21 protein-coding genes and 1 pseudogene are annotated in these 26175 nt (G+C 65.8%); 11 read left to right on the forward strand and 11 right to left on the reverse strand.

Features of this window, described 5'->3' with window-relative positions:
- Positions 1-71: 71 nt before the first annotated feature.
- Together ddaH and rocD are read left to right on the forward strand one after the other, a co-directional pair.
- Positions 72-896: pseudogene (gene ddaH, locus CHC08_RS22900) on the forward strand (dimethylargininase); the annotation flags it as partial.
- A gap of 54 nt (positions 897-950) precedes the next feature.
- Positions 951-2162, forward strand: a complete 1212-nt coding sequence (gene rocD, locus CHC08_RS22905) for an ornithine--oxo-acid transaminase (RefSeq protein ID WP_089209408.1) — start codon at positions 951-953, stop codon at positions 2160-2162.
- 150 nt (positions 2163-2312) lie between these two features.
- Here rocD and CHC08_RS22910 read toward each other — a convergent pair whose 3' ends face one another.
- Positions 2313-3917 carry an alkaline phosphatase D family protein gene (locus CHC08_RS22910; RefSeq protein ID WP_089209483.1) on the reverse strand — a complete coding sequence of 535 codons (1605 nt, stop codon included), beginning with the start codon at positions 3915-3917 and terminating at the stop codon, positions 2313-2315.
- A 440-nt stretch (positions 3918-4357) separates the two neighbouring features.
- Positions 4358-4831, reverse strand: coding sequence for a MarR family winged helix-turn-helix transcriptional regulator (locus CHC08_RS22915; RefSeq protein ID WP_089209409.1), 474 nt, complete (start codon positions 4829-4831; stop codon positions 4358-4360).
- Between the two features lie 74 nt (positions 4832-4905).
- On the opposite strand from CHC08_RS22915, the gene CHC08_RS22920 reads away from it, so the two are divergent.
- The 3 genes from CHC08_RS22920 (at position 4906) to CHC08_RS22930 (ending at position 8646) form a co-directional block, all read left to right on the forward strand.
- Positions 4906-5994, forward strand: a complete 1089-nt coding sequence (locus tag CHC08_RS22920) for a substrate-binding domain-containing protein (protein ID WP_089209410.1) — start codon at positions 4906-4908, stop codon at positions 5992-5994.
- A 76-nt stretch (positions 5995-6070) separates the two neighbouring features.
- Positions 6071-7486, forward strand: coding sequence for an APC family permease (locus CHC08_RS22925; RefSeq protein WP_089209411.1), 1416 nt, complete (start codon positions 6071-6073; stop codon positions 7484-7486).
- A 149-nt stretch (positions 7487-7635) separates the two neighbouring features.
- A complete protein-coding gene (locus CHC08_RS22930; RefSeq protein WP_089209412.1) occupies positions 7636-8646 on the forward strand; it encodes an acetamidase/formamidase family protein in 1011 nt (336 codons plus the stop codon).
- Between the two features lie 96 nt (positions 8647-8742).
- On the opposite strand, the gene CHC08_RS22935 is transcribed toward CHC08_RS22930, so the two are convergent.
- Together CHC08_RS22935 and CHC08_RS22940 are read right to left on the reverse strand one after the other, a co-directional pair.
- Positions 8743-9633, reverse strand: coding sequence for a Gfo/Idh/MocA family protein (locus tag CHC08_RS22935; RefSeq protein ID WP_089209413.1), 891 nt, complete (start codon positions 9631-9633; stop codon positions 8743-8745).
- A 151-nt stretch (positions 9634-9784) separates the two neighbouring features.
- The gene (locus CHC08_RS22940; protein ID WP_089209414.1) at positions 9785-10129 is read right to left on the reverse strand and encodes a YrdB family protein; all 345 of its coding nucleotides are present in this window, start codon (positions 10127-10129) and stop codon (positions 9785-9787) included.
- 115 nt (positions 10130-10244) lie between these two features.
- Between CHC08_RS22940 and CHC08_RS22945 the strand changes: the two genes are divergently transcribed.
- Together CHC08_RS22945 and CHC08_RS22950 are read left to right on the forward strand one after the other, a co-directional pair.
- Positions 10245-10943 (forward strand): TetR/AcrR family transcriptional regulator, encoded by a 699-nt coding sequence (locus CHC08_RS22945; RefSeq protein WP_089209484.1) that lies wholly within the window; start codon positions 10245-10247, stop codon positions 10941-10943.
- A gap of 164 nt (positions 10944-11107) precedes the next feature.
- Positions 11108-13294 (forward strand): GmrSD restriction endonuclease domain-containing protein, encoded by a 2187-nt coding sequence (locus tag CHC08_RS22950; protein WP_089209415.1) that lies wholly within the window; start codon positions 11108-11110, stop codon positions 13292-13294.
- Positions 13295-13568: 274 nt separating this feature from the next.
- On the opposite strand, the gene CHC08_RS22955 is transcribed toward CHC08_RS22950, so the two are convergent.
- The 3 genes from CHC08_RS22955 to CHC08_RS22965 all read right to left on the reverse strand — a co-directional run bounded on the left by CHC08_RS22955 (position 13569) and on the right by CHC08_RS22965 (position 16231).
- Positions 13569-13823: a hypothetical protein gene (locus CHC08_RS22955; protein ID WP_143653317.1), complete on the reverse strand. Its 255-nt coding sequence runs from the start codon at positions 13821-13823 to the stop codon at positions 13569-13571.
- A gap of 427 nt (positions 13824-14250) precedes the next feature.
- A complete protein-coding gene (locus CHC08_RS22960; protein WP_089209417.1) occupies positions 14251-15525 on the reverse strand; it encodes an FAD-binding protein in 1275 nt (424 codons plus the stop codon).
- Positions 15526-15844: 319 nt separating this feature from the next.
- Positions 15845-16231: a TraR/DksA family transcriptional regulator gene (locus CHC08_RS22965; RefSeq protein ID WP_245878484.1), complete on the reverse strand. Its 387-nt coding sequence runs from the start codon at positions 16229-16231 to the stop codon at positions 15845-15847.
- Positions 16232-16429: 198 nt separating this feature from the next.
- On the opposite strand from CHC08_RS22965, the gene CHC08_RS48430 reads away from it, so the two are divergent.
- The 4 genes from CHC08_RS48430 to CHC08_RS22980 all read left to right on the forward strand — a co-directional run bounded on the left by CHC08_RS48430 (position 16430) and on the right by CHC08_RS22980 (position 21370).
- Positions 16430-16630 (forward strand): hypothetical protein, encoded by a 201-nt coding sequence (locus tag CHC08_RS48430; RefSeq protein WP_143653318.1) that lies wholly within the window; start codon positions 16430-16432, stop codon positions 16628-16630.
- Between the two features lie 12 nt (positions 16631-16642).
- Complete coding sequence (locus CHC08_RS48435; RefSeq protein ID WP_143653319.1) at positions 16643-17341, forward strand: type IV toxin-antitoxin system AbiEi family antitoxin domain-containing protein; 699 nt, start codon at positions 16643-16645, stop codon at positions 17339-17341.
- Positions 17342-17421: 80 nt separating this feature from the next.
- Entirely contained in the window at positions 17422-19626 is a 2205-nt protein-coding gene (locus tag CHC08_RS22975; protein ID WP_089209419.1) for a GmrSD restriction endonuclease domain-containing protein, read from the forward strand.
- A 112-nt stretch (positions 19627-19738) separates the two neighbouring features.
- Positions 19739-21370: a GmrSD restriction endonuclease domain-containing protein gene (locus CHC08_RS22980; protein ID WP_179282163.1), complete on the forward strand. Its 1632-nt coding sequence runs from the start codon at positions 19739-19741 to the stop codon at positions 21368-21370.
- A 94-nt stretch (positions 21371-21464) separates the two neighbouring features.
- On the opposite strand, the gene CHC08_RS22985 is transcribed toward CHC08_RS22980, so the two are convergent.
- From CHC08_RS22985 to CHC08_RS23000, 4 genes are read right to left on the reverse strand one after another with little or no spacing between them, the layout of a single operon-like run.
- On the reverse strand, positions 21465-22523 hold the full coding sequence (locus tag CHC08_RS22985; RefSeq protein ID WP_089209421.1) for a UDP-N-acetylmuramate dehydrogenase: 1059 nt from the start codon (positions 22521-22523) through the stop codon (positions 21465-21467).
- A 21-nt stretch (positions 22524-22544) separates the two neighbouring features.
- Positions 22545-23585: a serine hydrolase domain-containing protein gene (locus tag CHC08_RS22990; protein WP_218825430.1), complete on the reverse strand. Its 1041-nt coding sequence runs from the start codon at positions 23583-23585 to the stop codon at positions 22545-22547.
- Positions 23585-24889, reverse strand: a complete 1305-nt coding sequence (locus tag CHC08_RS22995) for a UDP-N-acetylglucosamine 1-carboxyvinyltransferase (protein ID WP_089209422.1) — start codon at positions 24887-24889, stop codon at positions 23585-23587. Before CHC08_RS22995 ends, CHC08_RS22990 begins: the two co-directional genes overlap by 1 nt.
- Before the next feature lie 7 nt (positions 24890-24896).
- Positions 24897-25631 (reverse strand): LbetaH domain-containing protein, encoded by a 735-nt coding sequence (locus CHC08_RS23000; RefSeq protein WP_143653320.1) that lies wholly within the window; start codon positions 25629-25631, stop codon positions 24897-24899.
- Between the last annotated feature and the right edge of the window lie 544 nt (positions 25632-26175).

The raw sequence follows: 26175 nt of genomic DNA on the forward strand, positions 1-26175 counted from the left end.
AACATGCTCTTGGCCTGCGCGAACACCGTTCGTAAGCTGTTGACGTTGTCGGTGCGTCAGTCACCGCGACCCCCACTACGACGTCTTCTGCGGAGTTACCCATGACGAGGCACTACCTCATGTGTCGGCCCGACTACTTCGCGGTTGAGTACGCGATCAACCCGTGGATGCATCCCGAGGCCGGCGCCGACCGCGAGGTGGCGATCCGGCAGTGGGAGACGCTCAAGAGCACCTACGAGGAGCTCGGGCACCGGGTCAGCCTCATCGACCCGGTCGAGGGCCTGCCGGACATGGTCTTCGCCGCCAACGGAGCCCTGGTCGTCGGCGGCCGCGTGTACGGCGCGCGGTTCACCCACCGGGAGCGCGCGGCCGAGGGGCCGGCGTACCTGAAGTGGTTCACCGGCAACGGCTACGACCGGGTGCGTGAGGCGGCCTTCACCAACGAGGGCGAGGGCGACTTCCTCACGCTCGACCACATGGTGCTGGCCGGGACGGGATTCCGCACCGACATCACCGCGCACAAGGAGGCCCAGGAGTTTCTCGGCCGCCCGGTGGTGACGCTGCAACTGGTCGACCCGCGCTTCTATCACCTGGACACGGCGCTCTTCCCGCTAAACGGACGACGGGTGGCCTACTTCCCGGGGGCCTTCTCCCCGGGAAGCCAGGAGGTGCTGCGGAGCCTCTTCCCCGACGCCGTCATCGCCGACGAGGACGACGCCGCCGTGCTGGGCCTCAACGCGGTCAGCGACGGCACCCACGTGGTGATCAACGCCGAGGCGGGCAACCTCCAGCTCGAACTCAAGCGTCAGGGCTTCGAGGTCATCCCGGTCGACTTGTCAGAGCTGCGCAAGGCGGGAGGCGGCCCGAAGTGCTGCACGCTCGAGATCCGGGAATGAACCGAAAATAAGGCCAGGCAGGACGGTTACGAAACAAGGAACGGCGAATATCGGATGACCACCACGAACGAGTTCATCGAGCTCAGCGAACGACGCAGCGCGCACAACTACCACCCGCTTCCCGTCGTGATCCATGAAGCTCAGGGCGCCTGGGTCACCGACATCGAGGGCAAGCGGTTCCTGGACTGTCTGTCCGGCTACTCCTCGCTGAACTTCGGCCACGGCAATCCGAAGATCATCAAGGCGGCGCAGGAGCAGCTGGCGAAGCTCACCCTGACCAGCCGTGCCTTCTTCCATGACCAGTTCGCCACCTTCGCCGCCGGATTGGGAGACCTCACCGGCAAGGACATGGTCCTGCCGATGAACACCGGCGCGGAGGCCGTGGAGACCGCCATCAAGGTGGCCCGCAAGTGGGGTTACGACGTCAAGGGCGTGGCCGCGGAGCAGGCCAACATCATCGTGATGGAGGACAACTTCCACGGTCGCACCACCACGATCGTCAGCTTCTCCACCGATCCCGACGCCCATGACGGCTTCGGTCCCTACACCCCGGGCTTCAGGATCGTGAAGTACGGCTCGGTCGAGGCGATCCGCGAGGCGGTCGACGCCAACACCGTCGCGGTGCTGGTGGAGCCCATCCAGGGCGAGGCGGGCGTGCTGGTCCCGCCGGACGGCTACCTCACCCAGGTCCGCGAGCTCTGCACCGCGGAGAACATCCTGATGATCGCCGACGAGATCCAGTCCGGCCTCGGCCGTACCGGCGACACCTTCGCCTGCGACCACGAGGGTGTCGTCCCCGACATCTACGTGCTGGGCAAGGCCCTGGGCGGCGGCGTCGTCCCGGTCTCGGCCATCACCGCCAACGAGGACGTCCTCGGCGTGATCAAGCCCGGCCAGCACGGCTCCACCTTCGGCGGCAACCCTCTCGCCTGCGCGGTAGCAGGCGCGGTCATCGAGCTTCTCAACACCGGCGAGTACCAGTCTCGGGCCAAGGAGCTCGGCCTGGTGCTGCACGAGAGGCTGCGCGGCCTGATCGGCCACGGCGTGGTCACCGTACGGGGACGCGGTCTCTGGGCGGGTGTGGACATCGACCCGTCCCTGGCGACGGGCCGGGAGATCTCCAAGGCGCTGATGCGCCGCGGCGTCCTGGCCAAGGACACCCACGGCTCGACCATCCGTCTCGCCCCGCCGATCGTCGTCTCCGAGGAGGATCTCCTCTGGGCCGTCGACCAGCTCGCCGACGTCCTCGCGGAGTTCTCGAGCTGACTCCCCCGGTACGGCTGGCGCGATCATGGACGCGTGAGCCGTACCGGCGTCATCCCGTCTCCGGCGGAGACGGGAGCGGTACCCGGCTCACCCCGCCCCGGCCTGCGCGTCAGCCGGCCTCGGCCGGAACACGCCGGTGACCGGCGCCGGTCAAACACCGCCGCGCTGGAGTGTCCCGGTCTCCTGGCTCCTGCCGGAGACCTCCTCGAGCTCCACCACGGTGATCTCCGAGACGTTCGTGCCGGCGGCGGTGTCCCAGCGGACGGACACGGGGTTGTTGTCCAGGCACAGGGTGGCCACCGCGTTGGAGAACCACGGGCCGTTGGTGATCCGCCACTTGAACGGAGGCTTGGGGATCTTGGCCATCCGGGAGAGCGAGCGTCCGATCAGGGTCGCGACGCCGAACTGGGCGATGATGTTGGCCAGGCGGAGCGTACGGCTCAGCGGGTTGCGGATCGGGGAGCAGACGAGCTGGTAGATGGGCAGCTCCTCCGCCTTGGCCACGTAGGAGTAGTGCACGTCGCCGGAGAGCAGCATCACGGGCTTGCCGACCCCTGCCAGCAGCGTGGACAGGTCCTCGAAGGAACGGCGGAAGGCCGCCCAGTGCTCCAGGTCGACGGCCTGGCGGATCTTCTCCGACCAGCGGGCCGTTCTTCTGCCCCAGGCCCCCTGCGCCAGCGCCTCGTTCCAGCTCTCGATGTGGTGAATGCCGGAGGGGAGCAGGAACGGCACCGACGTGCCGATCACAAAACGCTCCGCGCCCTCCTTCTTGAGCTCCCCGGTGAGCCACTCCCACTCCACCGGGTCGAGCATCCGCCGGTCTCCGGGGGTGAGCTGCCGCGCGGACCGGGAGTCGAGCATCAGCAGGCGGGTACCGCCGAGGTCACGGGAGTAGCTCCACCGGTTGTCCGCGGGAACGTCGTAGGCGTGCTTGGCGAACGTGTCGAGAGCTGCGCCCCCGTCACCCTCCATCGCGCACAGCTTGCCGAGCAGCTCGTCCGACGAGCGCTCCTGCGGTGACATGTTGCCCAGGTGCTGGTAGATCCAGTAGGCCCCGAGGCCGGAGGTCACCCTGCGCGGCCACCACTCGACCTTCTCCATCTGCTCGCGCCAGGAGGCGGAGGTGTTGAAGTCGTCGCGCAGGTCGTGGTCGTCGAAGATCATCGCACTGGGCACGGTCGAGAGGAACCAGCGGATCTCCGGGTCGGTCCACGCCAGGCGGTACAGCTCGGCGTACTCCTCGAAGTCGGCGATCTCGGTCTTCGGCTCGTTCTCCCTGCGGTTCTTGATGAACTCCAGCATCTCGGCGGACGGCTCGTCGGCGTAGACCTGGTCCCCGAGCAGGAGCACCATGTCGGGCCACTCCTCCTCGGGCCTGTCCATCAGGCTACTGCCGTACGCCCACAGCACGTCCACCCCGTGCGAGATCGTGTGCATCGTGTCGTGCGGCACACTGGTCCGGCAGGAGCCGAACATCACCCGCCGGGGTCCGTCGGGATCGAGCAGGCGGATACGGCTGGGCGCCTGGTCCGGAAGCGGCCAGACGGTCTCCTCGCCGAGGCGGACCTCGTAGGCTCCGCCGCCCTCGACGTCCACGATCGCGTAGTGGTGGCCGTGCACGGTGAACGTGCTCGCCCGCGAACGCGTCCCTCCGACCTCGATCGTCACCTCGCACGGCTCACTGGTCTCGACCCACACCGACGCACTCGTCTCGTCCACATAACGCAGCATCGGTCCGACCACAAGCTCTGGCACGTTCATCTCCTCAGCACCGCACACACATCATCAAGCACGCCGGTTGATCACGCTAAACCGGTCTATTCATCCCACACAGTGCCCCGGCCCTCCGAGGGATAACAACGGATCACTCCATGGTGGGGAAACACACAAGGGCCGATCACAAGAACGCAACATCCCCGGTATCACCCGGCAAAGAACCGCGACTATTTTGATCATGACAAACCGCCTGGTCGGAGCAAGGACGCCCCGCCCGCCGCGTGGAGGTTCCCCTTCATGACACCTACGGTGCAGCGGATTACCCGGACTCCGCAAGGGAAGGCCGTCGCGACCTGCTGTCCACGGGGCCGCACGCCTGAGGGCCCGCGGAACCCCGCTACCCTCGCAGACTTCCGCGAGGCTCGTGGCCCGCGCGGACTCCGCGCATGAGATACGCCTCAGGTGCGATGTCCGGGCGCTCAGCGGGTGAGGCCGCCCAGGTCCCGCTCGGGAACCGCGGTCGGCTCCTCCAGGGCGCTGACCAGGCCTTCCAGGTCACGCATGAGCCGTTCGGTGCGCTCGGTGCCGTAGGCTGCCTCTATCAGCCGATGGTGCCCGGCCACTCCGCCCTCCACCCGGGCGAGCAGGTCGGCGCCCCTGTCGGCGAGAAAGACGGCGACCTTGCGACGGTCTGCCGGATCGTGCCCCCGATAGACGAGGGAACGATCGATGAGCCGGTCGATGGCCTTGGTCAGCGTCGGGTGCGGCATCAGCACCGCCTCGGCCAGATCACCCATCGAGTGCCCCCTGCCGTCGGCAAGGGCGCGCAGGATGCGCCACTGCTCGACGGTGATCTCTTCCGCGGTCACCGCGGCGGCGAGACCTCGGTTGACGCTGCGCTCAGCCCGGCTGAGCAGGTAGGCGAGCGAGGATCCCAGCCCGGTCGTCACCATGTGGAGCTCCCGTCTGCATCCCGGCTATGTAACGGGTCTGCCGTACCCGTCCAATGGGGAGGATACTCGTCTTCGTGGCAGAAGCCATCGCACCCGTCATAGAACCCCTGGAAGCAGAGCTGATCCGGGGCAGTGCACTACGCGTCGGACTGGTCGTGCCGGTCTCCGGGGTTCTCGGCCTGGTGGGGCCGTGCGCGATCAACTGCGCGATCCTCGCCGCCGACGAGGTGAACCTCGCGGGCGGGATACTCGGCAGGCCGGTGGAGCTGGTCCTGATCGACGGCGGCGGCCCGGCGAAACAGGTGGCCACCCAGGTCGCGGGGCTCGCGCACAGCGGTGTGATCGACGCGGTGGTCGGCACCCACGGCAGCGACGTGCGGATCGAGGTGGTGCGGGCGCTGGCCGGAAGGGTGCCGTTCGTCTACGCCCCGCCGTACGAGGGGGGCGGCCACGCGCCCGGCGTCTACTTCCTGGGCGAGACCCCGAGCCGCCAGCTCAGGCCCGGCCTCGACTGGCTGATCGATCGGCGCCGCGCCCGCAGGTGGTTCCTGCTCGGCAACGACTACGTCTGGCCGCGCCTGGTCCACGGGGCCGCCCGCCGCCACCTCGCCGCCCGCAACGTCACGGTGGTCGGCGAACGGTTCGTGCCGTACGGCATGCGAGATCTCGCACCGATCATGGAGAGGCTCGTCGCCAGCCGGCCCGACGCCGTGCTGCTCAGCCTGATCGGCAGCGACCTCGTCACCTTCAACCGGGCCTTCGTCGCGGCCGGGCTGTCCTACCCGCGGCTCTGCGGAGCGCTGGAGGAGCACGGCCTGCTCGGCATCGGCGGCGACGCCACCGGCGAGCTCTACGGGGCGATGGGCTACTTCGCGAGCCTGGTCACCGATGACAGCCTGAGCCTCGGCGAGCGCTACATCCGCCGGTTCGGCTCCAGCGCGCCGCTGCTGAACGGGCACGGGCAGGGGTGTTACGAGGCGGTGCTGATGCTCGCCGCGCTCGGCTCACGGGCGGACACGCTCGCCGTACCCCAGGTGGACGCGATCGCCGACGGCACCTCCATCGTCACCGCGCGGGGACGGCTGACGCTCCAGGGCCGGGGAGTACGGCGGAGCGCGCACATCGGACGGGCCGAAGGCCTCGACTTCGACATCGTCCGGTAAAAACTTCCACCTGGAAACTTTTCCTTTTCAAGTTTTGGTTCTATGGTCAGGCTGCAGCCATATAAGGAGCCATTTCATGACCACCGAACCTTCACTGGAGCAATTCGGCTACCAGCAGGAACTCCGCCGATCCCTCAGCTTCACGGACCTGCTCGTCTACGGCCTGATCTTCATGGTCCCGATCGCGCCGTTCGGCATCTTCGGAAGCGTTTTCCAGGCCTCCGGTGGCATGATCGCCCTCGCGTACGCCGTCGGCATGATCGCGATGGCCTTCACAGCGATGTCCTACGCGCAGATGGCCCGCGCCTTCCCGATGGCCGGATCGGTCTACACCTACGCGGGCCGCGGCATCGCGCCACCGGTCGGCTTCCTCGCCGGATGGGTGATCCTGCTCGACTACGTGCTGGTGCCCGCCCTGCTCTACCTCATCGCGAGCGCGGCGATGGCGTCGTTCGTCCCCGCCATCCCGATCTGGGGCTGGCTGATCGTGTTCGTGGTGCTCAACACGGTCGTGAACTACACGGGCATCCAGATGACCGCGCGCATCACGAAGCTCATGCTGATCGGCGAGGTCATCGTGCTGGCGATCTTCATGATCGTCGGCGTGGTCGCGCTCGCCCAGGGCAAGGCCCAGGCAGGCGCGCTCACCCCGCTGTTCGACTCCTCGACCTTCTCCTGGTCCCTCATCTTCGGCGCGGTCTCGGTCGCGGTCCTGTCCTTCCTCGGCTTCGACGGCATCTCGATGCTGGCCGAGGAGAGCCAGGTGGACTCGCGGCGACTCGGCAAGTCGATGGTCGCCGCGCTCGCCCTGGCCGGCCTGCTGTTCATCGCGCAGACCTGGGTGGCCGCGCTGCTCGCTCCCAACCGGGCCGATCTGCTGGCCAACGGCGACCCCGCGGGAAGCGCCTTCTACGACATGGCCGAGTTCGCCGGGGGTCACTGGCTCAGCGTGCTGACCGCCGTCGCCACCGCCATCGCCTGGGGCTTCGCCAACTCCCTGGTCGCCCAGGCCGCCACCTCGCGCCTGCTGTTCGCGATGGCCCGCGACCGCCAGCTCCCCGCCTTCCTGGCCAAGATCGACCCCAGGCACAAGGTGCCCGTCAACGCCACCCTCCTGGTGGCCGTGATCTCCCTGGGCCTCGGGCTCTACCTGGACACCCGCGACGACGGCATCACGCTGATCAGCGGGCTGGTCAACTTCGGCGCGATGACCGCCTTCCTCGCGCTGCACGTGTCGGTGGTCGTCCACTACGTCGTGCGGCAGCGCAGCCGCGACTGGTGGAGGCACCTGATCGCCCCGGTGATCGGCTTCGGGATCCTGCTCGCCGTCGTGATCAACGCCAACATCGCGGCCCAGGTCCTCGGCGCCATCTGGTTCGGCATCGGCGTGGTGGTGCTCATCGTCTTCTACGCCCTCAAGCGCCGCCCCACCCTGGCAGGGATAAGCGACGTGCCGGACGCCCCGGACCCGTCGGCGAAGTACGTGCAGTAGCCGTCTCGCACCCCCCCGGCACGCCGTGCCCACCCGTAGATTCGATCATGCGAAGGTAGACCAATGTTTGAGATTTTTCTCGAGGTGGAGGAAGGTTTCTCGTCCTCTCTCCTCACCACGGTGCGGAACCTCGACGGGGCAGGTGCGCGGTGAACATCGTCTCCTACCGTCCCGCGCTCGAAGACCTGAGCTACACCTTCGGCGGACGGCCCGCCGTGGGCAGGATCCAGCCCGGAACGATCCTCGAGATGTACACCGAGGACTGTTTCGGCGGCCGGGTGCTCTCGGTCGACGACCTGCCTTCGCGTGTCTGCGAGTTTCCCTACCTGAACCCGGTCACCGGTCCCTTCCACGTCGAGGGGGCCGAGCCGGGAGACACGCTCGCCCTGCACTTCATCTCGATCGAGCCCGCCAGGGACTGGGCGGTGTCCGCCACGTTCCCGCACTTCGGCGCGTTGACCGGCACGCACACCACGGCCATGCTCAGCCCGCCGCTGGACGAGGTCGTGTGGCGCTACGACATCGACGTGGAGAAGGGCGTGGTCCGCTACCACGCCCGCAAGAGCGACTTCACGATGGAGCTCCCGCTCGACCCGATGCACGGCACGGTCGGCGTCGCGCCCGGGGCGTCCGAGGCCCGGATGACGATCACCCCGGACGCCCACGGCGGCAACATGGACACCCCCGAACTGCGCGCCGGGGTGACCGTGTACCTCGGGGTCAACGTCGAGGGCGGGCTGTTCGCGGTGGGAGACGGGCACGCCCGCCAGGGACACGGCGAGGTGTGCGGCACGGCCGTCGAGGCCGCGATGAACACCGTGGTGGCGGTGGAGCTGATCAAGGGGGTCGGCACCCCCTGGCCCCGCCTGGAGGACGACGACCACCTGATGTCGACCGGCTCGGCCCGCCCGCTGGAGGACGCCTACCGGATCAGCCAGCACGACCTGGTCACCTGGGCGGCGGATCTGACGGGGCTGGAGACCCTGGACGCCTACCAGCTGGTCAGCCAGATCGGTGAGGCGCCCGTCGGCAACGTCTGCGACACCAACTACACGATGGTCGCCAAGATCCCCAAGACCTACCTGGGCCGGCCCGACGTCTACGAGTCGGCGCACGAGCGGCTGCGCACCCTCGGCCGGCGGTATCTGGCCGAACGCTGACGAAAGAGGCGTTCACCTCGTGAGGAGCCGTCCCACGCCACGCATCACCGGGGCGCGTGGCGCGGGACCGCTCCCCACATGATCACCGGTCGAGGCCTAGCCCGCGCAGGCGCGGACGATGTCCTCGCAGATCGCGTGGGTGGCCAGGGCGTCGTCGGCACTGATCCGGACGCCGGAGCGGACCGCGTCCAGGAACTCCAGGCAGACCTGCTCGATGCCGCGCTGGCGGGAGACCGGGGTCCAGTCGCCGCGGCGGGTCACCGTCTCCGTCCCGGCGTAGTCGATCACGTCGGCGAGGTTGACCACTCGCCGCTTCACTCCCCCGCCCATGACCTCCACGGTCTCCTCGGCCGCACCGCTCATCCTGCTCATGATCCCGAACGCGGTGAAGCCGTCCCCGGACAGCTCCAGCGTCAGATGCTCCAGCAGGCCGTTCCTGACCCGGGTCCGGATCCCGGTGTGCTCGACCTTGCCGGGCGCCAGGAACCTGAGCGTGTCCACGACGTGGACGAAGTCGTCGAAGATCGCGGTGCGCGGGTCCTCCGGGAGGTCCCTGCGGTTCTTCTCCATCACCACCAGGTGACGGGGCAGGTCGAGCAGCGCCGCGTAGGACGGCGCCCTGCGGCGGTTGAATCCGACGAGCAGCGACCGCCCCCTCTCCCGCGCCAGCCGTACCAGAGCCTCGGACTCGGCGAGGGTGTAGGCGATCGGCTTGTCCAGGTAGACGTGGACGCCCGCCTGGAGCAGCGGCTCGACGATCTTCACGTGGGCGCTGGTGGCCGCGTGCACGAAGGCCGCCTCGACGCCCGCGCCGAGCACCTCGTCCACCGAGGTGAAGCGGTGCTCGATCCGGTGCGCGTCGCCGAGACGGTCGAGCGTGACCTGGTTGCGGGTGCACAGGTGGAGGTCAAGGCCGGGCAGCGCGGAGAGAACGGGCAGGTAGGCCTTCTCCGCGATGTCGCCGAGGCCGATCATGGCGATCTTCATGCTCCGAGCGTACGGCCTGCGCCGCCGTCGCCGTTCGGTTTCGCCGTCACGCGAAGCGCCGTGACCAGCGCCTCGTCCATCGGGGCCGGGGTCATGCCGAAGCCGGTGGAGCCGCGTTGATGGTCTTCGGTGGGGTTTCGACCGGTCCGCTTCACTGGTTCCACAGCAGCCGCAGCGCGGCGTTGACGAGGTAGACGGCGGCGAGGACGATCCCGGGGGTCACGCTGCCCGCCATGGCCAGCGCCGCGGCGCCGCCGCCGAACCAGAGGACCTCCAGGACGACCCTGGCGAATCCGGTGAGCGGGATCACGGCGCCGTTGGCCGCGCCGAACAGGGCCCAGGCCGCGATGAAGAGCGCGGGCGCACCGAGACCGAGGAGCAGCTTCACCGGCCAGTTCTGCCCCACGGTGAAACCCCAGTAGCCGACCGAGGCGAGAACGCCCAGTTCCAGCAGGAACGCGACCAGAAGGTTGACGTTCTTGGCCAAGGACAGCATCGGGGGCTCCTTAGAGAGTGGCATTCCGTTCTGAGAGCAATGCTCTCTTAGGAGAGCGATGTTCGTCAAGAGCGGTGCTCTTTTTTCCTCTCGGTGCTCTGATATGGTCCTGAGCATGAGCTCAAGCCGCACAGCACGGGAACGGGTCCGGGCCGAGCTGACCCGTGAGATCACCGACATCGCCCGCAGCCAGCTCGCCACCGAGGGCGCGGGAGGCCTCTCCCTGCGCGCGGTCGCCCGCGAGATGGGCATGGTCTCCTCGGCGATCTACCGCTACTTCCCGTCCCGGGACGACCTGCTCACGGCTCTGATCGTCGACGGCTACAACGCCGTGGGCGAGGCCATGGAGAGCGCCGACGCGGCTCGCCCGCGCGAGGACCACACCGGCCGATGGCTGGCCCTGTGCCACGCCGTACGCGACTGGGCGCTGGCCCACCCGCATGAGTACGCCCTGCTGTACGGCTCACCAGTGCCCGGCTACCAGGCTCCGGACGACACCATCGTCGCGGCGGTCCGCGGCACCCTCGTCTACGGCCGGATCGTCTCCGACGCCCACGGTGCCGGGTCCCTCACCCCGCCGGACATCTGCCCGCCTTCGCCCGCCTCGTTCGCCGAGGACGCGGCGCGCGTGCGCGAGATCATGCCCGAGGTCCCCGACGACGTCGTCGCCCGCGCCCTGATCGTCTGGACGGGCCTGTTCGGCTGGATCAACTTCGAGCTGTTCGGCCAGTTCAAGAACACGATCCTCGACCCGGCCGCGGCCTTCGACCATTCCGTGCGCTGCCAGGCCCGCTTCCTCGGCCTTCCCGCCTGACAGGACCGGCGATCCGCCGGCCTCCGCGTTCTTCCTCGGGCCGCCTGCATGACAAAGTACGATTTCGCCGAGATTAGTAACGCTTTTGTGTCTGGCGTGATAAATGAGAGTGATTCGGCTCTCAAGCGAGCCGTTTCCCCGCAGGCGAGAGGCGCTCCCGGTTCATGGCGGAAAGTCCTATTCACGGCGAAGGCGTAACGGTCCGTACCCTCTTCGAACGCAACTCCTTCGCCCTGGACTACTACCAGCGGGAGTACACCTGGACCCGCCACGAGGTCGGCACGCTGATCGACGACCTCAGCCAGCGCTTCCTCAGCCAGTGGAACCCCCTGCACGAGCGCGACGAGGTCAGCCGCTACGTCCCCTACTTCCTCGGCCCCTACGTCTACCACGAGGGTGAGGGCCGCACCTTCCTCGTCGACGGCCAGCAGCGCGTCACCACGCTCCACCTCGTGCTCATCTACCTCCGGCAGCTGCTGCTCGACCAGGAGAAGTGGATCTACGCCGACGAGCTGGAGGGGCTCACCTACACGGCGCGGCACGGCAGGCGGAGCTTCAAGGTCGGCAGCACCGAGGAGCTGGCCCGCGCGCAACTGCTCAACGCCCTGGTCACCGATTGGAACGGTCTCAAGGGATTCACCATGCCCGAGGACATCCACGTCTCGGTGAGAAACCTCCACGACCGGAGCAGAGAGATCGACGGGGAGTTCCCCGAAGAGCTGCGCGGCGAGGCCCTGGTGCCCTTCGTCCGGTGGCTGCTCGACCGCGTGTGCCTGGTCGGCATCCGCGCCCTCGACCAGGAGAACGGGCGCGAGATCTTCGTGTCCATGAACGACCGGGGGCTCCGGCTGAGCCACGTGGACCTGCTGAAAGGCCACCTCTTCCGGCGGGTCGACCCGCAGACGCGCGAGAGACTGGGCCGGTCGTGGGCCGACATGCTGGCCCGCCTCACCACCGCGGAGGCCGACTCCCCCGAGGCCAACACGCCCAGCGCGTACGTCCGCTCGTTCCTGCTGGCGCAGTACGCGCACCTCGACGCGGCATCCACGGACGCCGCCGACATCGGAAGAGCCGTCCACGAGTGGATCCTGCGCAACGAGGTCCAGCTGGGCCTCGACCGCCCGGCCGGAGCGCGGGAGTTCATCCACAGGCTCACACACTTATCCGAGCGCTACTGCCTGCTGCTCCGCGCCGGCCAGGAGTTCAGGCCCGACCTGGCCGCCGTCTACTTCAACGGCTACCACGGCATCGACAACCAGTTCACGCTCCTGCTCTCCGTCGCCTCGCCGGAGGACTCCGACCAGGTGTTCGTCCAGAAGTGCTCGATGGTCTCGACGTTCCTCGACCTCGTCTACGTACGGCGATGCGTCAACAACCTTCCCGTGCAGCGCCGCGACCTCGACGAGATCGTCCACCGGCTGATCCCCGTCCTGCGGATCTGCCGGACGGTCGACGACGTGGCCACGGTCCTCGGCCGGGAGACCTCCCTGCTTGAGCACGATTTCCGCGAGCTCACCTCCTTCGGGCTCCGGGCCAACAACCGCCGCCTGGTCCGCTACCTGCTCTCCCGCATGACCGCGCACGTCCAGCACGCGTGTGAGGGGGGCGAGCACGAGTACGAGTTCCTCCGGGGAGCCCGCGACTACGAGATCGAGCACATCTGGGCCAACCGCTTCGAGCGGCACAAGGACTCCGTCAAGACCACCGCGGAGTTCTACCTGCGGCGCAACCGCCTCGGCGCCCTGCTGCTCCTGCCCAAGTCCGTCAACGCGAGCTTCCGGGACGACCCCTACGAGCGGAAGATCGAGCACTACTACGCCGAGAACCGGCTCGCGGCCTCGCTGCATCCCAAGAGCCGCCTGCGGAACACCCCCTTCACCCACTACCTCAGGGACTCGGGACTCGACAAGGCGTTCCAGCCCTGCCCGGAGTTCGGCGTCCGGGAGATCGAGCGGCGACAGCAGCTCTACCGGCTCCTCTGCGAGGAGATCTGGAGCCCGTCCAGGCTCGGCTTCCGCCTGCCGGTGATCGAACTTCCTCCCGAGCCGCCCTCGGCCCGCCGCCACTACGGCGTCGAACTCCTCGATCTGATCAGGGAAGGCCTGATCTCCCCCAACTCCAAGATCTTCCGGACGGTCAGGGGCGAGATCCACTTCGCCACCGTCGAGGAAGGGGGGACGATCAGGGTGGAGGCCACGGGCCAGGCCTACCACTCCCTGTCCGCCGCCGGAGCCGCGGTCGCAGGAACCAAGGCCTGCGCGGGCTGGGACGTCTGGCGAATCGAGCACGGCGGTGCCGCGGTGCCGCTGAAACGCCTCCGCGAGGAGGCCATCAACCGTGGCCTGCCCTGATCAGGAGATGATCGGGGGCGAAGGTCCGTCACCCCACGTCCGAGTATGCCGGGCGCCGTGATGCCTACCGGCGTCAATCGTGGAGACGGTCCGTCACCTCACACCCAGGCCCGACCTCGACGCCTGTTCTGCCCACCCTCATTCCCCGGGAGAGCTGAGGGCCCGGGTCGCACGGCGATCCCCCCGAGGGCGATGAGCCGCCCCCGGAGGGATCGCATGACCTGAATGCCAGGCCCCACGGACCACCCGGCCGGATGGTCCGTGGGTCGCGGCCTCAGTAGTAGCCCCTCCAGTGGAAGCGGTGGAAGCGGAAGTGGTGGCCCCCGTAGAAGCGATAGTGATGACCACGCCGGTGGAAACGGTGGTAACCGCTGATCACCGCGGTCTGAGGTGCGGCGGTCGTGGTCGCCACGGTCGTGGTCGCCGGGGTGGCCGCGCTGGCCGGGGTGGCCGCGCCCACTCCGAAGAGGCTTCCTGCCGCGATCACCAAGCCGGACACGCTCAGTGCAAGGCGCCTAGGAATTTGCATTGATCGTCCTCCTTGAGAAACAGAGAGCGGGAGTCTGAATGTGATTCCAGGCAGGAATAGGGGCTGATTCACGGGGCGCTCTACATCCCGCCGACCGTCGTCCATACGCCCTGACCCAGCGAAAATCGGATGTCGCCAGACACGCGAGAAGACGGGGCTAGCATCAATGATCCCGCTCTCGGAACCCGCCGTCTTCGCGGGTAACCCCCATTTCGAGCCCGTGCCAGCGGTACTCCCGGCATTCCCACTAGCTGCAAAAATGACCGGTCGCTCGTTGCGACCCCGAGCCGGTGGCCTGTCTCGCCTCGCCGGAGGAGAGCCACATCACAGCCAGGTCGTCGTGGTCGACGGCGGAAACTCGATCCAGGAGAAGAAAGGCCCCGTCCCTTCCAGCGAGGGGACGAGGCCGAACACGGCGGGACTCCGCTCAGGCTTCGCCAAAAAGATGCTCGTCGACGAACGCGTTGCGGAACTTGCCGGTGGGATCGTAGTCGGTGAGCAGCCGCTGGAAGTCGGGGAGCCGCTCGTACAGGGATCGCACCCGCTGGGGGCTCATGACAAAGAGCTTGCCCCAGTGCGGCCGCGCCTCGAAGGGTTCCAGCGCCTCCTCCACCACCGCGAGCACCCGGCGCACGGCCGGCCAGTCCTTCTTCCAGGTGAAGTGGAAGGCGACGACGTCCTCCCCGTAGGAGGAGCTCATCCACAGGTCGTCCGCCGCGACGGCGCGGATCTCCGACACCTGCAGGACGGGGGCCACCGTATCTCTGACCTGGTCCAGCGCGCGGAGCGCGGAGATCGCGTGGCGGCGCGGCAGCAGATACTCCGACTGGAGCTCCTCTCCGCTGCTGGGAGTGAAGTCCAGGCGGAAATGCGGCAGCCGGTCGTACCAGGGCCCGGGCACGCCCATCTGCGCGGTGCAGTTGACGGCGGACAGCCCCGGAAGGGGATGCCGGTCGGCCGGCGCCGCGGTGGCGTCCAGCCAGCGCGGCGCCGCCTCCCACGGACCCGGCTCGTCGACGCGCTGCTTCACCCACACCTGGTCGATTCGAGGGCCGCTCCAGCCGGTGAACAGGCTCACGCTGTACGCGGCGGACATGATCTCCTCGAAGTGATCCTCCAACCGGGCCCACGGCAGGTTCTCGTAGACGTACTGCCGCACGTCGAAGGTCGGGACGACGTCCAGGGTGACCCGGGTGACGATACCCAGCGCGCCGAGCCCGACCACCGCACCGGCAAAACCGTCGCCGTCCTTCTCCCGGCTGAGGGCGACGATCTCACCGTCGGCGGTGACCAGTTCGAGGCCGGATACCGCGGTCGCCAGGTTGCCGTTGGCCGTACCCGAGCCGTGCGTGGCCGTGGCGCAGGCGCCGGCGACCGAGATGTGCGGCAGCGAGCCAAGGTTGTGCAGCGCGTAGCCCTCTCCGTGCAGCCAACGGCTCAGCTCGCCGTACCGAACCCCGGCACCGACCGTGACCGTACGGCGCGCGGAATCCAGCTCCGCCTGGCCCGGGAGGTCCTCCAGCGAGACGAGATCCCCGCCGGGCCTGTCGGCGATCTCGTTGAAGGAGTGACGGGTGCCGAGCGCCCCTATACCGTCGCTCTTCGCGACCAGCTTCTGGAGCTGCTCGACGCTGCCGGGGCGATGGATCCGCGCGGCATCGTAGGTGATGTTGCCGGCCCAGTTCGTCAGCCGTCCGGTCAAGGTATGCCCTCTCTACGCCTTACGCCAGGTCGCGCGCGATCAATGCACGTCTCACGCCGGGTCGCACAGGGGCACGACAGCGGCACTGACGCACCAAGCGTAGTTCAAGGGTTTTGTTCCGCCCATCCACGGGTGTCACCACCTGCGGACCGTCACCCGCAGGCCGTCACCGCCCACGAGCCGTCATCGCCGCAGGCCATCGCCGCCCGCGAGCCGTCATCGCCCGCAGACCGTCACTACCCACGAGCCGTCATCGCCGCAGGCCGTCGCCGCCCGCGAGCCGTCATCGCGCTCGCGGGCCATCACCGGCCCCGGGCTGTCACCGCCGGTGGGCCGCGCAGTCGATGCAGGTCCGCGCGACCGGGCGCGCCTGCAGGCGCTCGAAGGCGATGGGCTGCCCACAGCCCTCGCACACGCCGTAGGTTCCCTCGCGGAGCCGTTCGGCCATCTGATCCAGGTCCTCAAGGCGGCTGCGGGCCCTGTCAAGCAGGGCTTCGAGATGGGCTCGCTCGAAGGCGAGCGTCGCTCCCTCCGGATCATGCTCGTCGTCGTTCGCCACCAGCGTCGACGATTCGACGATGTCGTCCCAGTCACGCCGCAGCGCCGCGATCTGAACCATCGTGCTCTCACGATCCGCGGTCAGGAGATCCTGCATGGCCGCCCGCTCCGAGAGGGAGAGGGCAGCTCCGGAAAGCTGCTTGCCCATCGGCGTTTCACCCCGTTCTACCCCGGGTCCGCGTTCCCTGCCGGAGGCGATACCGCTACTCCGCACAAACGCGCTGATCTGGGGATTCTCCCCATTTTACGGCTCCCAACTCACCAAACCCGTCGCCATAAGAGCCGATCTCGGCCATACCCCCCCCGAGCCCGCGCCAGGCGAATGGCGCCCAGCCATCGGGAAACGATGCGACACAACGCCGAAGAAGAACGTGCGATCATGCCCACCGCGTTCGCGTCGAACACCTGCGGGCATCGCAAGGACGGGCGGTTGAATCCGGTCTTGGCGTTCACCGTGATTAGCCACGCATCCGCGGCCGAACCGCCCGCCGACGGTACCAATCGGACTGAGCAGAGCCTCGATCTGGCACGACTCTTTCACATATGAAAGAGTCGTGCCATGACAAGAAGTAGCGCAATAGCCACGCTGGGTACCATCGCTGAGGCACAGTGGGGCCTGGTCACAGCGAGACAGGCCGTACAGAACAACGTCTCCTACCCGGAGATGACCCGCCTGGCCAAGGATGGAGCGCTCAATCGTGTCGCGTACGGCGTATATCGCGTGGCCGGTTCGCCCGTCACCCCACTCACCGAACTGCGGGCTGCCTGGCTCCTCCTCGAACCGGAGACCGAGGCAGACCTTCGCGACATCAGTGCCGGGGTCGTGTCACACGGGAGTGCCGCCTTTGTCCATGGAGTCGGCGATTTCACCGGCGAAGTGCACGAGTTCACCTGTGAGAAGCGCAAGAGATCCGGCCGCCCTGAGATAAGGATCCACACCGGGCCTGTCGATCCGGAAACCGTCGTGTGGATTGAGCAACTCCCCGTCACCCCGATAACGCGGCTGGTCAGCGATCTGCTTCAGGATCACCATGACGGTCAGCACGTGGCCCATGTCCTGGCGGACAGTCTTGACAAAGGTCTCTCAACGCCGGCGGAGCTGGCCGCTGCGGTGAACCCCCATGCCGCGGCATACGGCGTCGCATCTGCCAGTGCATTCCTCGATCACCTGATCAGCCTGGTCAGGCCCTCATCCCCCGGGAACTCCCATCTAAACGATCTTGTCATGTCTAAGGCCATCCCTTCACAAGATCCGTAACGTTTTCCAGTCTGATGTGATAGAGGGGAGTAATCAGCTCGCGAAGAGCTCATCCCCCAGCGAAAGGCGTTCCCGACTTCATGGCGGACAGCCCCATTCCCGGTCAAGGTGTAACGGTCCAACAGCTTTTCAAAAACAACACGTTCGCCCTCGACTACTACCAACGGGAGTACACCTGGACGCGTGACGAAGTACGGACGCTGATCGAGGACCTCAGCCACAGGTTCATGACCCAGTGGGACCCCCTACACGAGCGTGAGCAGGTTGACGACTACGCCCCTTACTTTCTCGGCCCCTTCGTCTACCACGAGCACGGCGGACGTACCTTCCTCGTCGACGGCCAGCAGCGCATCACCACACTCCATCTCCTGCTGATCTACCTTCGTCAGCTCCTGGCCGACCAGGAGGAGGACGTTGATGTCAGCGCGGTGGAGGAGCTCATCTACACCGCACGACACGGCAAGCGAAATTTCGCCGTCGACGCCTCTGAGGAGCCGGCTCGCGCTCAACTGTTGAATGCTCTGGTCAAAGACTGGAACGGGCTTACGGGGTTCCTGCTACCCGACGATTCTCATGTCTCCGTAAGGAATCTCCACGACCGGAGCAGAGAGATTGACGAGGACTTCCCCGAGATCTTGCGCGGCGAAGCGCTCGTATTCTTCGTCGAGTGGCTACTCAGTCGGGTGTGCCTGGTTGGTATTCGAGCACTGGATCAGGAGAACGGGCGCGAGATCTTCGTCTCCATGAACGATCGAGGGCTTCGGCCCAGCCCCGTCGATCTTTTGAAAGGTCATCTCTTTCAGCAGCTCAACCAGAACGCACGCGCGGAGCTCGGTAAGGCATGGGCGGACATGCTGGCCCGCCTGTCGGCAGCGGGAGCGGACGCGCACGAGGCCAACACACCAAGCACCTACGTTCGCTCGTTCCTCCTGGCGCAGTACGCACGCTTCGACGAGCTATCTCAAGACGCTGTTGAAATCGAACGTGCCTTCCATGAGTGGGTTCTCAGCAACAAGGCTCATCTCAGGCTCGACCACCCCGCTGGCGCCCGTGAACTCATCACAAGACTCACAGAGGTCGCCAAGCGATACTGCACCGCGCTCCGGGCCAGCCGCGAATTCAGGCCCGAGCTGGCCGCAGTCTTCTTCAACGGCCACAACGGCATCGACAACCAGTTCACGCTTCTTCTCGCCATCGCCTCGCCCGAGGATCCCGATCGGATATTCGTCGAGAAGTGCGCGATGGTCGCGACTTTCCTCGATCTCGTCTACGTACGTCGCTGCGTCAACAACCTTCCTGTGCAGCGCCGCGACCTCGATGAGGTAATCAACGGACTGATTCCCGTCCTGAGAAAGTGCCGTACGACCGATGACATCGCCACCATCCTCGGCCGGGAAATCGCCCTGTTGGAACACGACTTTCGCGAGCTCAAGTCTTTCGGCCTCCGTGCGAACAACCGCCGCCTTGTCCGCTATCTGCTCGCACGCATGACCGCTCACGTACAACGGGAGTGTGGAGGCGGTTACGAAGAGGCCGACTATCTCCAAGGCCCCCTCAACTACGAGATCGAGCATATCTGGGCCGACCACTTCGAACGCTACAAGCCCCTCGTCAAGACGGGCGCGAACTTCGACTACTGGCGCAACCGGCTTGGCGCTCTGCTGATCCTGCCCAAGTCCGTCAACGCTAGCTTCCGCGACGACCCATACGAGCAGAAAATCGAGCATTATCGCGCTCAGAACCGACTCGCGGCCTCTCTCCATCCCAAGAGCCGCGAGCGGAATCCGCAGTTCACCAAGTACCTCAAGGCTGCTGGCCTCGACAAAGCCTTCCACCCCTGTCCGATGTTCGGCATGCAGGAGATCGAGCACCGCCAGGAGCTTTATCAACGCCTCTGTGAAGAGATATGGAACCCGCGAAAGCTGGGCTTCACACTGCCAAAGATCCCGCCATCTCATGAGCAGGTGGTCCGTAGGCGTACCCGCGCCCATTACGGCATCGAACTCGTCGATCTGATCACAGCCGGGCTGATGCCGCCAGGTGCCAAGATCTTCCGGAAGCTGAAAGGCGACACTTATTTTGCCACGGTAGAAGAAAGCGGCGTTATCAGGCTGGACACGGGTGAGCCTTTCCCCTCTCTCTCGGCAGCCGGGGCCGCGATCTCAAGAACCAAGGCGTGTGCGGGTTGGGATGTATGGCGGATCGAGCATGACGGCGCCACGGTCCCATTGAAGAACCTCCGCAACGAAGCCATCCGCCTCGGACTCTCCGATGCCAGGTCCTGAGCTCCACCTGTCAGTAAGTAAGATCGCCCGGACGAAGTGATCCACAGCGCTTGGACACGTCTGTCACCCTTTGACACAGCCATCTTCCCAACATCGTTTTCTCGGAGAACCAGTGCAGCGGCCCCCCTCTCGTAGACAGCTCCCACGTGATCCGGAGCCTTCGACACCACGGCTCGTCACCGTTGTCGGCGATATCCTCGCTGGCCGGATCACACTGCCCAAATTCCAGCGGGACTTCGTCTGGTCACGTCAACAGATCCTGAATCTGCTCGACTCCGTAGCAAAGAACTACCCGATCGGAAGCGTCCTGCTCTGGGAGAGCGACCAGGAGCTGGCTAGCGAGCGAACCATCGCGGATCTGGAAGTCGGCTCACCGCCGATCGGCCACCACGTCAACTATCTACTCGATGGACAGCAGCGGTTGTCCACGATCTGCGGTGCCCTCTATTGGGAACCTGACGGTGATCCAAAGAGTCGTTGGAACATCGTTTACGACCTCACCGAGACCGCCTTCCTACACCGGGATGACTTCGAGGAACCACCTCCGACCCAACTTCCGCTGCGGTTCCTCCTCGATGGAGCGGAGTTCGTTGTCCAACTGGAGCGGATCGACGGCGAGGAGCTTAAGCAGCGAGCGAGGCTGCTCTACAACCGATTCTCGAACTATCAGATCGCGATGGTAACGCTTCGGGACATGTCGATCGAGGAGATCGGCCTGGTCTTCGAGCGCATTAACACCACCGGGACACCTCTGACTCTGGTGGAATTCATGCGGGCCGCCACCTGGGCCCCCGATTTCGACCTGTTGGACTCGATCGATGAGATCAAGGAAGTTCTGCGCCAAAAGCGCTACGGGGACATCGATCCTAAGGTCCTGCTCCGAGCCATCGCCGCAACCGCCGGATTCGGCTACTCCAAGGAACACATCGAGCAGATCCGTAAACTACCTAAGCCCAGACTGAGAAAGGTGATCGAGGAGACCAGTGAGGCCGCCAGAAGGACAGTCGACTTCCTGGCGACCGAGATCGGGTCCCCCTCCTCCAGAACCCTGCCCAATGACACGCAGTTCGCCATCCTGGTTGAGATCTTCGCGCGGATCAACCGACCGACTGCGGCACAGCATGAGGCCATCCGTCGCTGGTTCTGGCGCACCACTCTCGGTGGTCGGTTCCAGTTCTGGAGCCTCAGCCAGATGATGGCGGATCATGAGGCAGTCACCAACTTCGTGACAGACAAAAAACCTGAAATCGAAGTTTCCATCTCTGTCCCGCACAGCGATATCTGGCGACAGAGCAAGTTCCGTGTTGAGAATTCTGCTTCCAAAATGGTTGCGCTCATACTCTCCGGCGCCAACCCTCTCGACCTGCGTACGGGGGCGAAACTAGACACCGGGAAGGCGCTCTCTTGGGCCAACGACAAGGAGTGGCATCATTTCTTCCCCAAGGATTACCTGAAGAGGCATCAGCGCGTTGACTATGACGGCGCGAATGTCCCGGCCAACATCGTGATGTTGAGCTCCGCTACAAACATCTTCGTCTCCAATCAACCGCCCGCCGGCTACCTCAAGGATTTCGTGGACGAGAGCGGTGAGGAGAAGATCCTCAGCCGTCTGGCCAGTTGCCTAGTGACCAGGCAAGCTTTCGAGGCGGCGATGCGCAACGATTATGAGGAGTTCCTGCGCATCCGCTCGGAAACACTGCACCGCCGCGCTCTCGAACTCGCCGGGCTCGACGCCGCTCTCTGATTCGCTGAACTCGTACAGCTAAAGGGCGTCTTCTCGTCCTATAAGGCCTCCGTGAGAGATCGGCGCGACGATCAAGTAAAGCAACAGAACACTTCTACGCGGTTGAAATAGGTGAGGTCACAGTCATTAGTGCGCCCAGCGACACTGGCTCTGGATGTAGATAGATTCCGGTCGCCTCATGGACCTGTGCAGCCAGATTCTGAAGTGTGGTTGCGAACGTGGCGGCAGTAGCGCCTGTCCGTGCGACAACGGTGAGGGTACGGAGGGCGGAGCAATACACGCCCAGAGCAAGACGCTGACCGCAGCCGTAACCGACGTGTTGCAGGAGCCAGCCGGCGCTACCACGTACGGCACCGTCGGCAGTGCGGTGCAGAGGGCCCCCTGTGGCACGCACGGTTTCGGCTTGCTTCGGAGTGAGCGGCGGGTTGAGGAAGACTGAACCGACCTGGCGAGCGTCCGGGCCGGTTGCCGGAAGGGTCAGGCCGCGCTGGCTGCGGTTAATCAGTACGGCTTCCGCTGCCTCAGCCAAGGGTGGACTCACCCCGATCGAGACATCGAGCGCATCGGCGAGATGCTGATAGGTGACCGGTGATGCGTAATTGCTGCGAAGAAGGCGAATCGTCACATCGAGAATCGTCCAGCGTGCGGGGTGCCTTTTGAACAAGCTGGTGCGGTAGCCGAACCCGCAGTGCACGGGAGCGAGGTTGACAACGTCACCAGTCTGCCAGTCGTACGCTGTAAGGCCGATGAGAGTGTCGCTGATTTGCTGACCGTAAGCTCCGGTGTTCTGGATCGGAGCCGCACCGATCGTACCGGGGATGCCCGTGAGGTATTCGAGCCCGGAAAGTCCTTCCGCTACGGCGAAGTCGATTAGTCCGGCAAGAGGGTGTCCAGCCTGGACCGTGACGTCGACCATCTTCTCCGGCGCTGAACGGACAGTGATGCCCTGGGTGGCCATACAGATAACGGGGCCGGAGTAACCCGCGTCAGCTGCCAGAACGTTACTGCCGTGACCGAGCACCACAGGCGTGCCGTGATGTCGAGCCGCCATACGGCTGGTATCCGCCCATGCTGCGGGATCGGCGTGGGTGAGCAACTGGTCCGCGGGACCCCCGAACTGGAGGGTGGTGTGGTCAGCCAGACGCTCACCCATTGAGGTCTCCCTTTTCTTGAATCAGAAAGTGGTAGAGATAGTTTTTCTGGCGAGTGCACGCAATGGGGCGATGCGCTCACGTGCGGGTCCGTGATAGACCGCATTGGTGCATATGACCACATAGCGGCCGGCGTACGGCGCGAGATAGAGGCTGGTGCCGGTGAAGCCGTGGTGATAGGCGGTCTGATGACCGTCCGCGAGAATCCACGACAGGCCACGGTGAAGGCCGGGTTCGATGTCGGCCTGCGGAGCGAGACTGGCGTCCAGCCATGCACCGATAGCAGTGGTGGCAGCGTGCTGGACAAGCAGGTGATCCGCGTAGACAGCCAGGTCAGCGGGAGTAGAGAACACACCAGCATGTCCGGCGACACCGCCCAGGAGCGCGGCGTTATCGTCATGTGGCGCGCCCCAGATCCGAGGGGCTCCATTTAGGCGCTGCTCGGTGGGAGCGACGTGCCGAGCCCGTGAGACCGGCCCATAGGTGGTATGCGTCATACCCGCTTCGGCCCACAAACGGTCGGCGAGCTCGTACAGGGGCCGGGCATAGATGTGCGCGAGCGCCAAGCCAAGCAGGATGTAGCCCCGGTTGATATACCGGTGACTGCCGGGCGGCTGTTCGAGCGCCTCACGGCACATGAGCTCAGCCAGCCCCGTGGCGGTGTTGCGGTAATGGTCAAGGCGGGTCTCGGCACGTAGCCCGGAGGTGTGCGCGAGGAGCTGCCGAATAGTGACGGCGCCGCTGGGGGCATCACCGTCGATCCTCGGCAGATAAGCGTGGATCGGCGCGTCGAGATCCATCCGACCGTCGGTGACGGCGCGGCCGACCAGAGGCCAGGTGGCGACCACCTTGGTCAACGAGGCGATGTCATAGAGGGTGTTCTCGCCTGGTGGGGCATCACCGCACTCGGGCGCGACGATCCCTGCGGTGAGGATGTGTCGATCCCCACCCGTCGTACCGCACACGATGACACCACCCGGGGAGCCGCCGCTGTCCACCAGCTCGTGCAGGGCTTCATCCAACCGTCGGGTGTCGTCCGAGGTGAACGGTCGGGAAATGTGCATCAGGTCTCCTGATCGGTGGAGATGTCAGCCCCCAGCGTGGCAAGGTTGGCCAGCAGTCGGCCATAGCCGCGCCGAAGGTGGTACATGCCGCGGATCGTAGAGGGTTCCGGTGCGATGAGGGCGGCGATCACCAAAGCGGTGACGGCACGGATATCCTCGGCCTGGGCTTCTGCTCCGTGCAGGCGGATTGGACCGTGCACACTGATCCTGTGATCCGTGGAGGACAGGATTGCGCCGAAGCGGCGTAGCTCTGCCACATGGGTGTCACGACGAGGATAAACGCGTTCCTCGATCCGGGAGACTCCGCGAGCCTGGGTAAGAAGCGCGGTGAGTTGCGGCTGGGTATCGGTCGGCAGGCCGGGGTGTGGGCCGGTCGCTGTATATACAGCGGTTAGTTCATGGCATGGCATCGTGTACGTACCGCATGGTGTCGCATGCAGGGCGATGCCCGCGTCCGCCAGGACGGACACCAGCCCCTCTGGGAACTCGGCTGGGATGATGCCTTCCAGATGCACGTTGCCGCCAGTCGCGGCGGCAGCCATCAGCATCGTGGCAGCCTCGATCCGATCTCCAGCGACGGTGAACACACCGCCACCGACCCGGTCCGTGCCCGTGACATGCAGACCCTCATGATCCAAGGTGATGTCCACGCCGCCGGAGGCGAGAAACTGCGCGGTGTCCAGGACCTCGGGTTCGATGCTCGGATGGGTGATGAGGCTGGTGCCCGGGGCACGGGCTGCCAGCAGCAAAGCACTTACCGTTGCCCCCAGGCTCGGACCGTAACGGGTGTCCACGTCCGTACGGAACGGACGTGGACACCCGTTGTCGAACGAAGCCCGGATGCGATCACCTTCGATGCTGACCTCGGCACCGGCCGCGCTCATCGCGGCCAGATGCCGGTCGATGTAGCGGGGGCAGAAGGCATCTCCTCCGGGCAACGGGAACGTGACGCGGCCGGCACGGGACAGCACGGCGGCGCCCAGAACGGCAGTGGTCCGTACTCGGCGGCCAAGCTCCAGGTCAACGACCGGTTCGACCACGTTGGCCGGAGTAACGGCGAACCGCTCGTCGCCCTCTTCCACGTCGGCGCCGATACGCCGGAGAATGCGGGCACACACCTGTGTGTCGATGATGTTGGGGGTCCGGTGCAAGGTGACCGGCTCGTCAGCCAGCAGGATTGCCGCGTACAGGTGCAGGGCGATGTTCTTGCTGCCCTGCACGGCGATCCGGCCAGTCAGAGGCCGTCCACCGCTGATGCGGATGGCGGCCGCAGCGTACCGGGCGGCGCGTGGTGATGTAGTCATGAGTGCCTCACCTGACCCGGCTACCGGATGGCAGGAAGCCACCGATGTGACCTCGGGGATACACCACGGTGCCGGAGCCGATCAGGGTTCCGGGCGTCAGAAACGTTCCTGCGGGCAGCGCAACCTCATCGCCGATCACAGCCCCGAATTTTGTCTGCCCGGTGCCGATGCGCCGACCGTCGAGATTCACCGTGATCTCGTCGATCGCCGGTTCAGTGACCGGTCCCCGGTCGCAGCGCAGACCTGTGGTGGAACAGAACGCTCCCATGTTGACGCGTCGGCCGATCACGGAGTCCCCGATGAACGACGGGTGCTTCATGAAGATGTCACCGACCAACAGACTCCGAGTGATCTCCGCACCGAAGCCAATGTGACAGCCGGGTCCGATCACGCTATGGTCGCGCACCAGTGCCCCGGCGGAAATGACCGCGCCCGCGCAGACAAGAACCGGTCCGCTGACCATGGCCCCGGCTTCGATTCTTGCTCCCTCCTGGACCAGTACTCGGCCGCTGAGCAATGTCCCCGTCTCCATGGCACCCAGGTGGGCGATGGCCGGATGCGCCTGCTCTATACGGTCCAGGTCAGCCGTCATCACGAGTTTGATGTCGAACACCGACGGGCACCGGTGCAGCAAGTCGGCGATGTAGGGGCTGCTGATGCCATCGAGGTCGAGATAGTAACCAGGGGTGAGTCGGATATCTATGGAGATCGCCGGCTCGGTAGTTGGGGCAGGAAGTCGCACGTGGGCCTCCTTCATCGGCCAGGCGTGGTCGGCCTGGCCAGAATGGTCGGTGGACAGCAGTACCCACCCGCGTAGGCGGCGGTCCATGAAGCTGGAGCGCTGACTAACGGGCGTGACAACAAGTGAAGCCGTATCGCCCGTGGATAGGTACGGTTACAGTCGGTGGATCGGTATACGAGGTATACGAGGCTGGCCATGACGCAGCGCGCACCGAACACACGACTGAAAGACGTTGTCGCGGAATCGGGATGGACATACGAGGCACTCGCACACGCGGTACGGCAGGTGGCCTCGGAGAACGGCGAGCCCCTACGGACTAATAAATCCGCCGTCGATCATTGGATCGCCGGGACGTTACCTTCGGGCCAGACTAGGCGGTATCTCGCCGAGGCACTGTCTCGCCGTTTGGGACGCGTCGTGACGTTGGACGACCTCGGTCTCCGCTGCGCAAGCAGCAGGGAAGAGGATGACAGCATTGGATTGTCCATCGGCCCAGACCCATTGGGCGTCCTCGCATGGATGTGGAGAGCGGATTTGGACCGAC

The organism is Streptosporangium subroseum, assembly GCF_900188345.1.
GTDB lineage: Bacteria > Actinomycetota > Actinomycetes > Streptosporangiales > Streptosporangiaceae > Streptosporangium > Streptosporangium subroseum.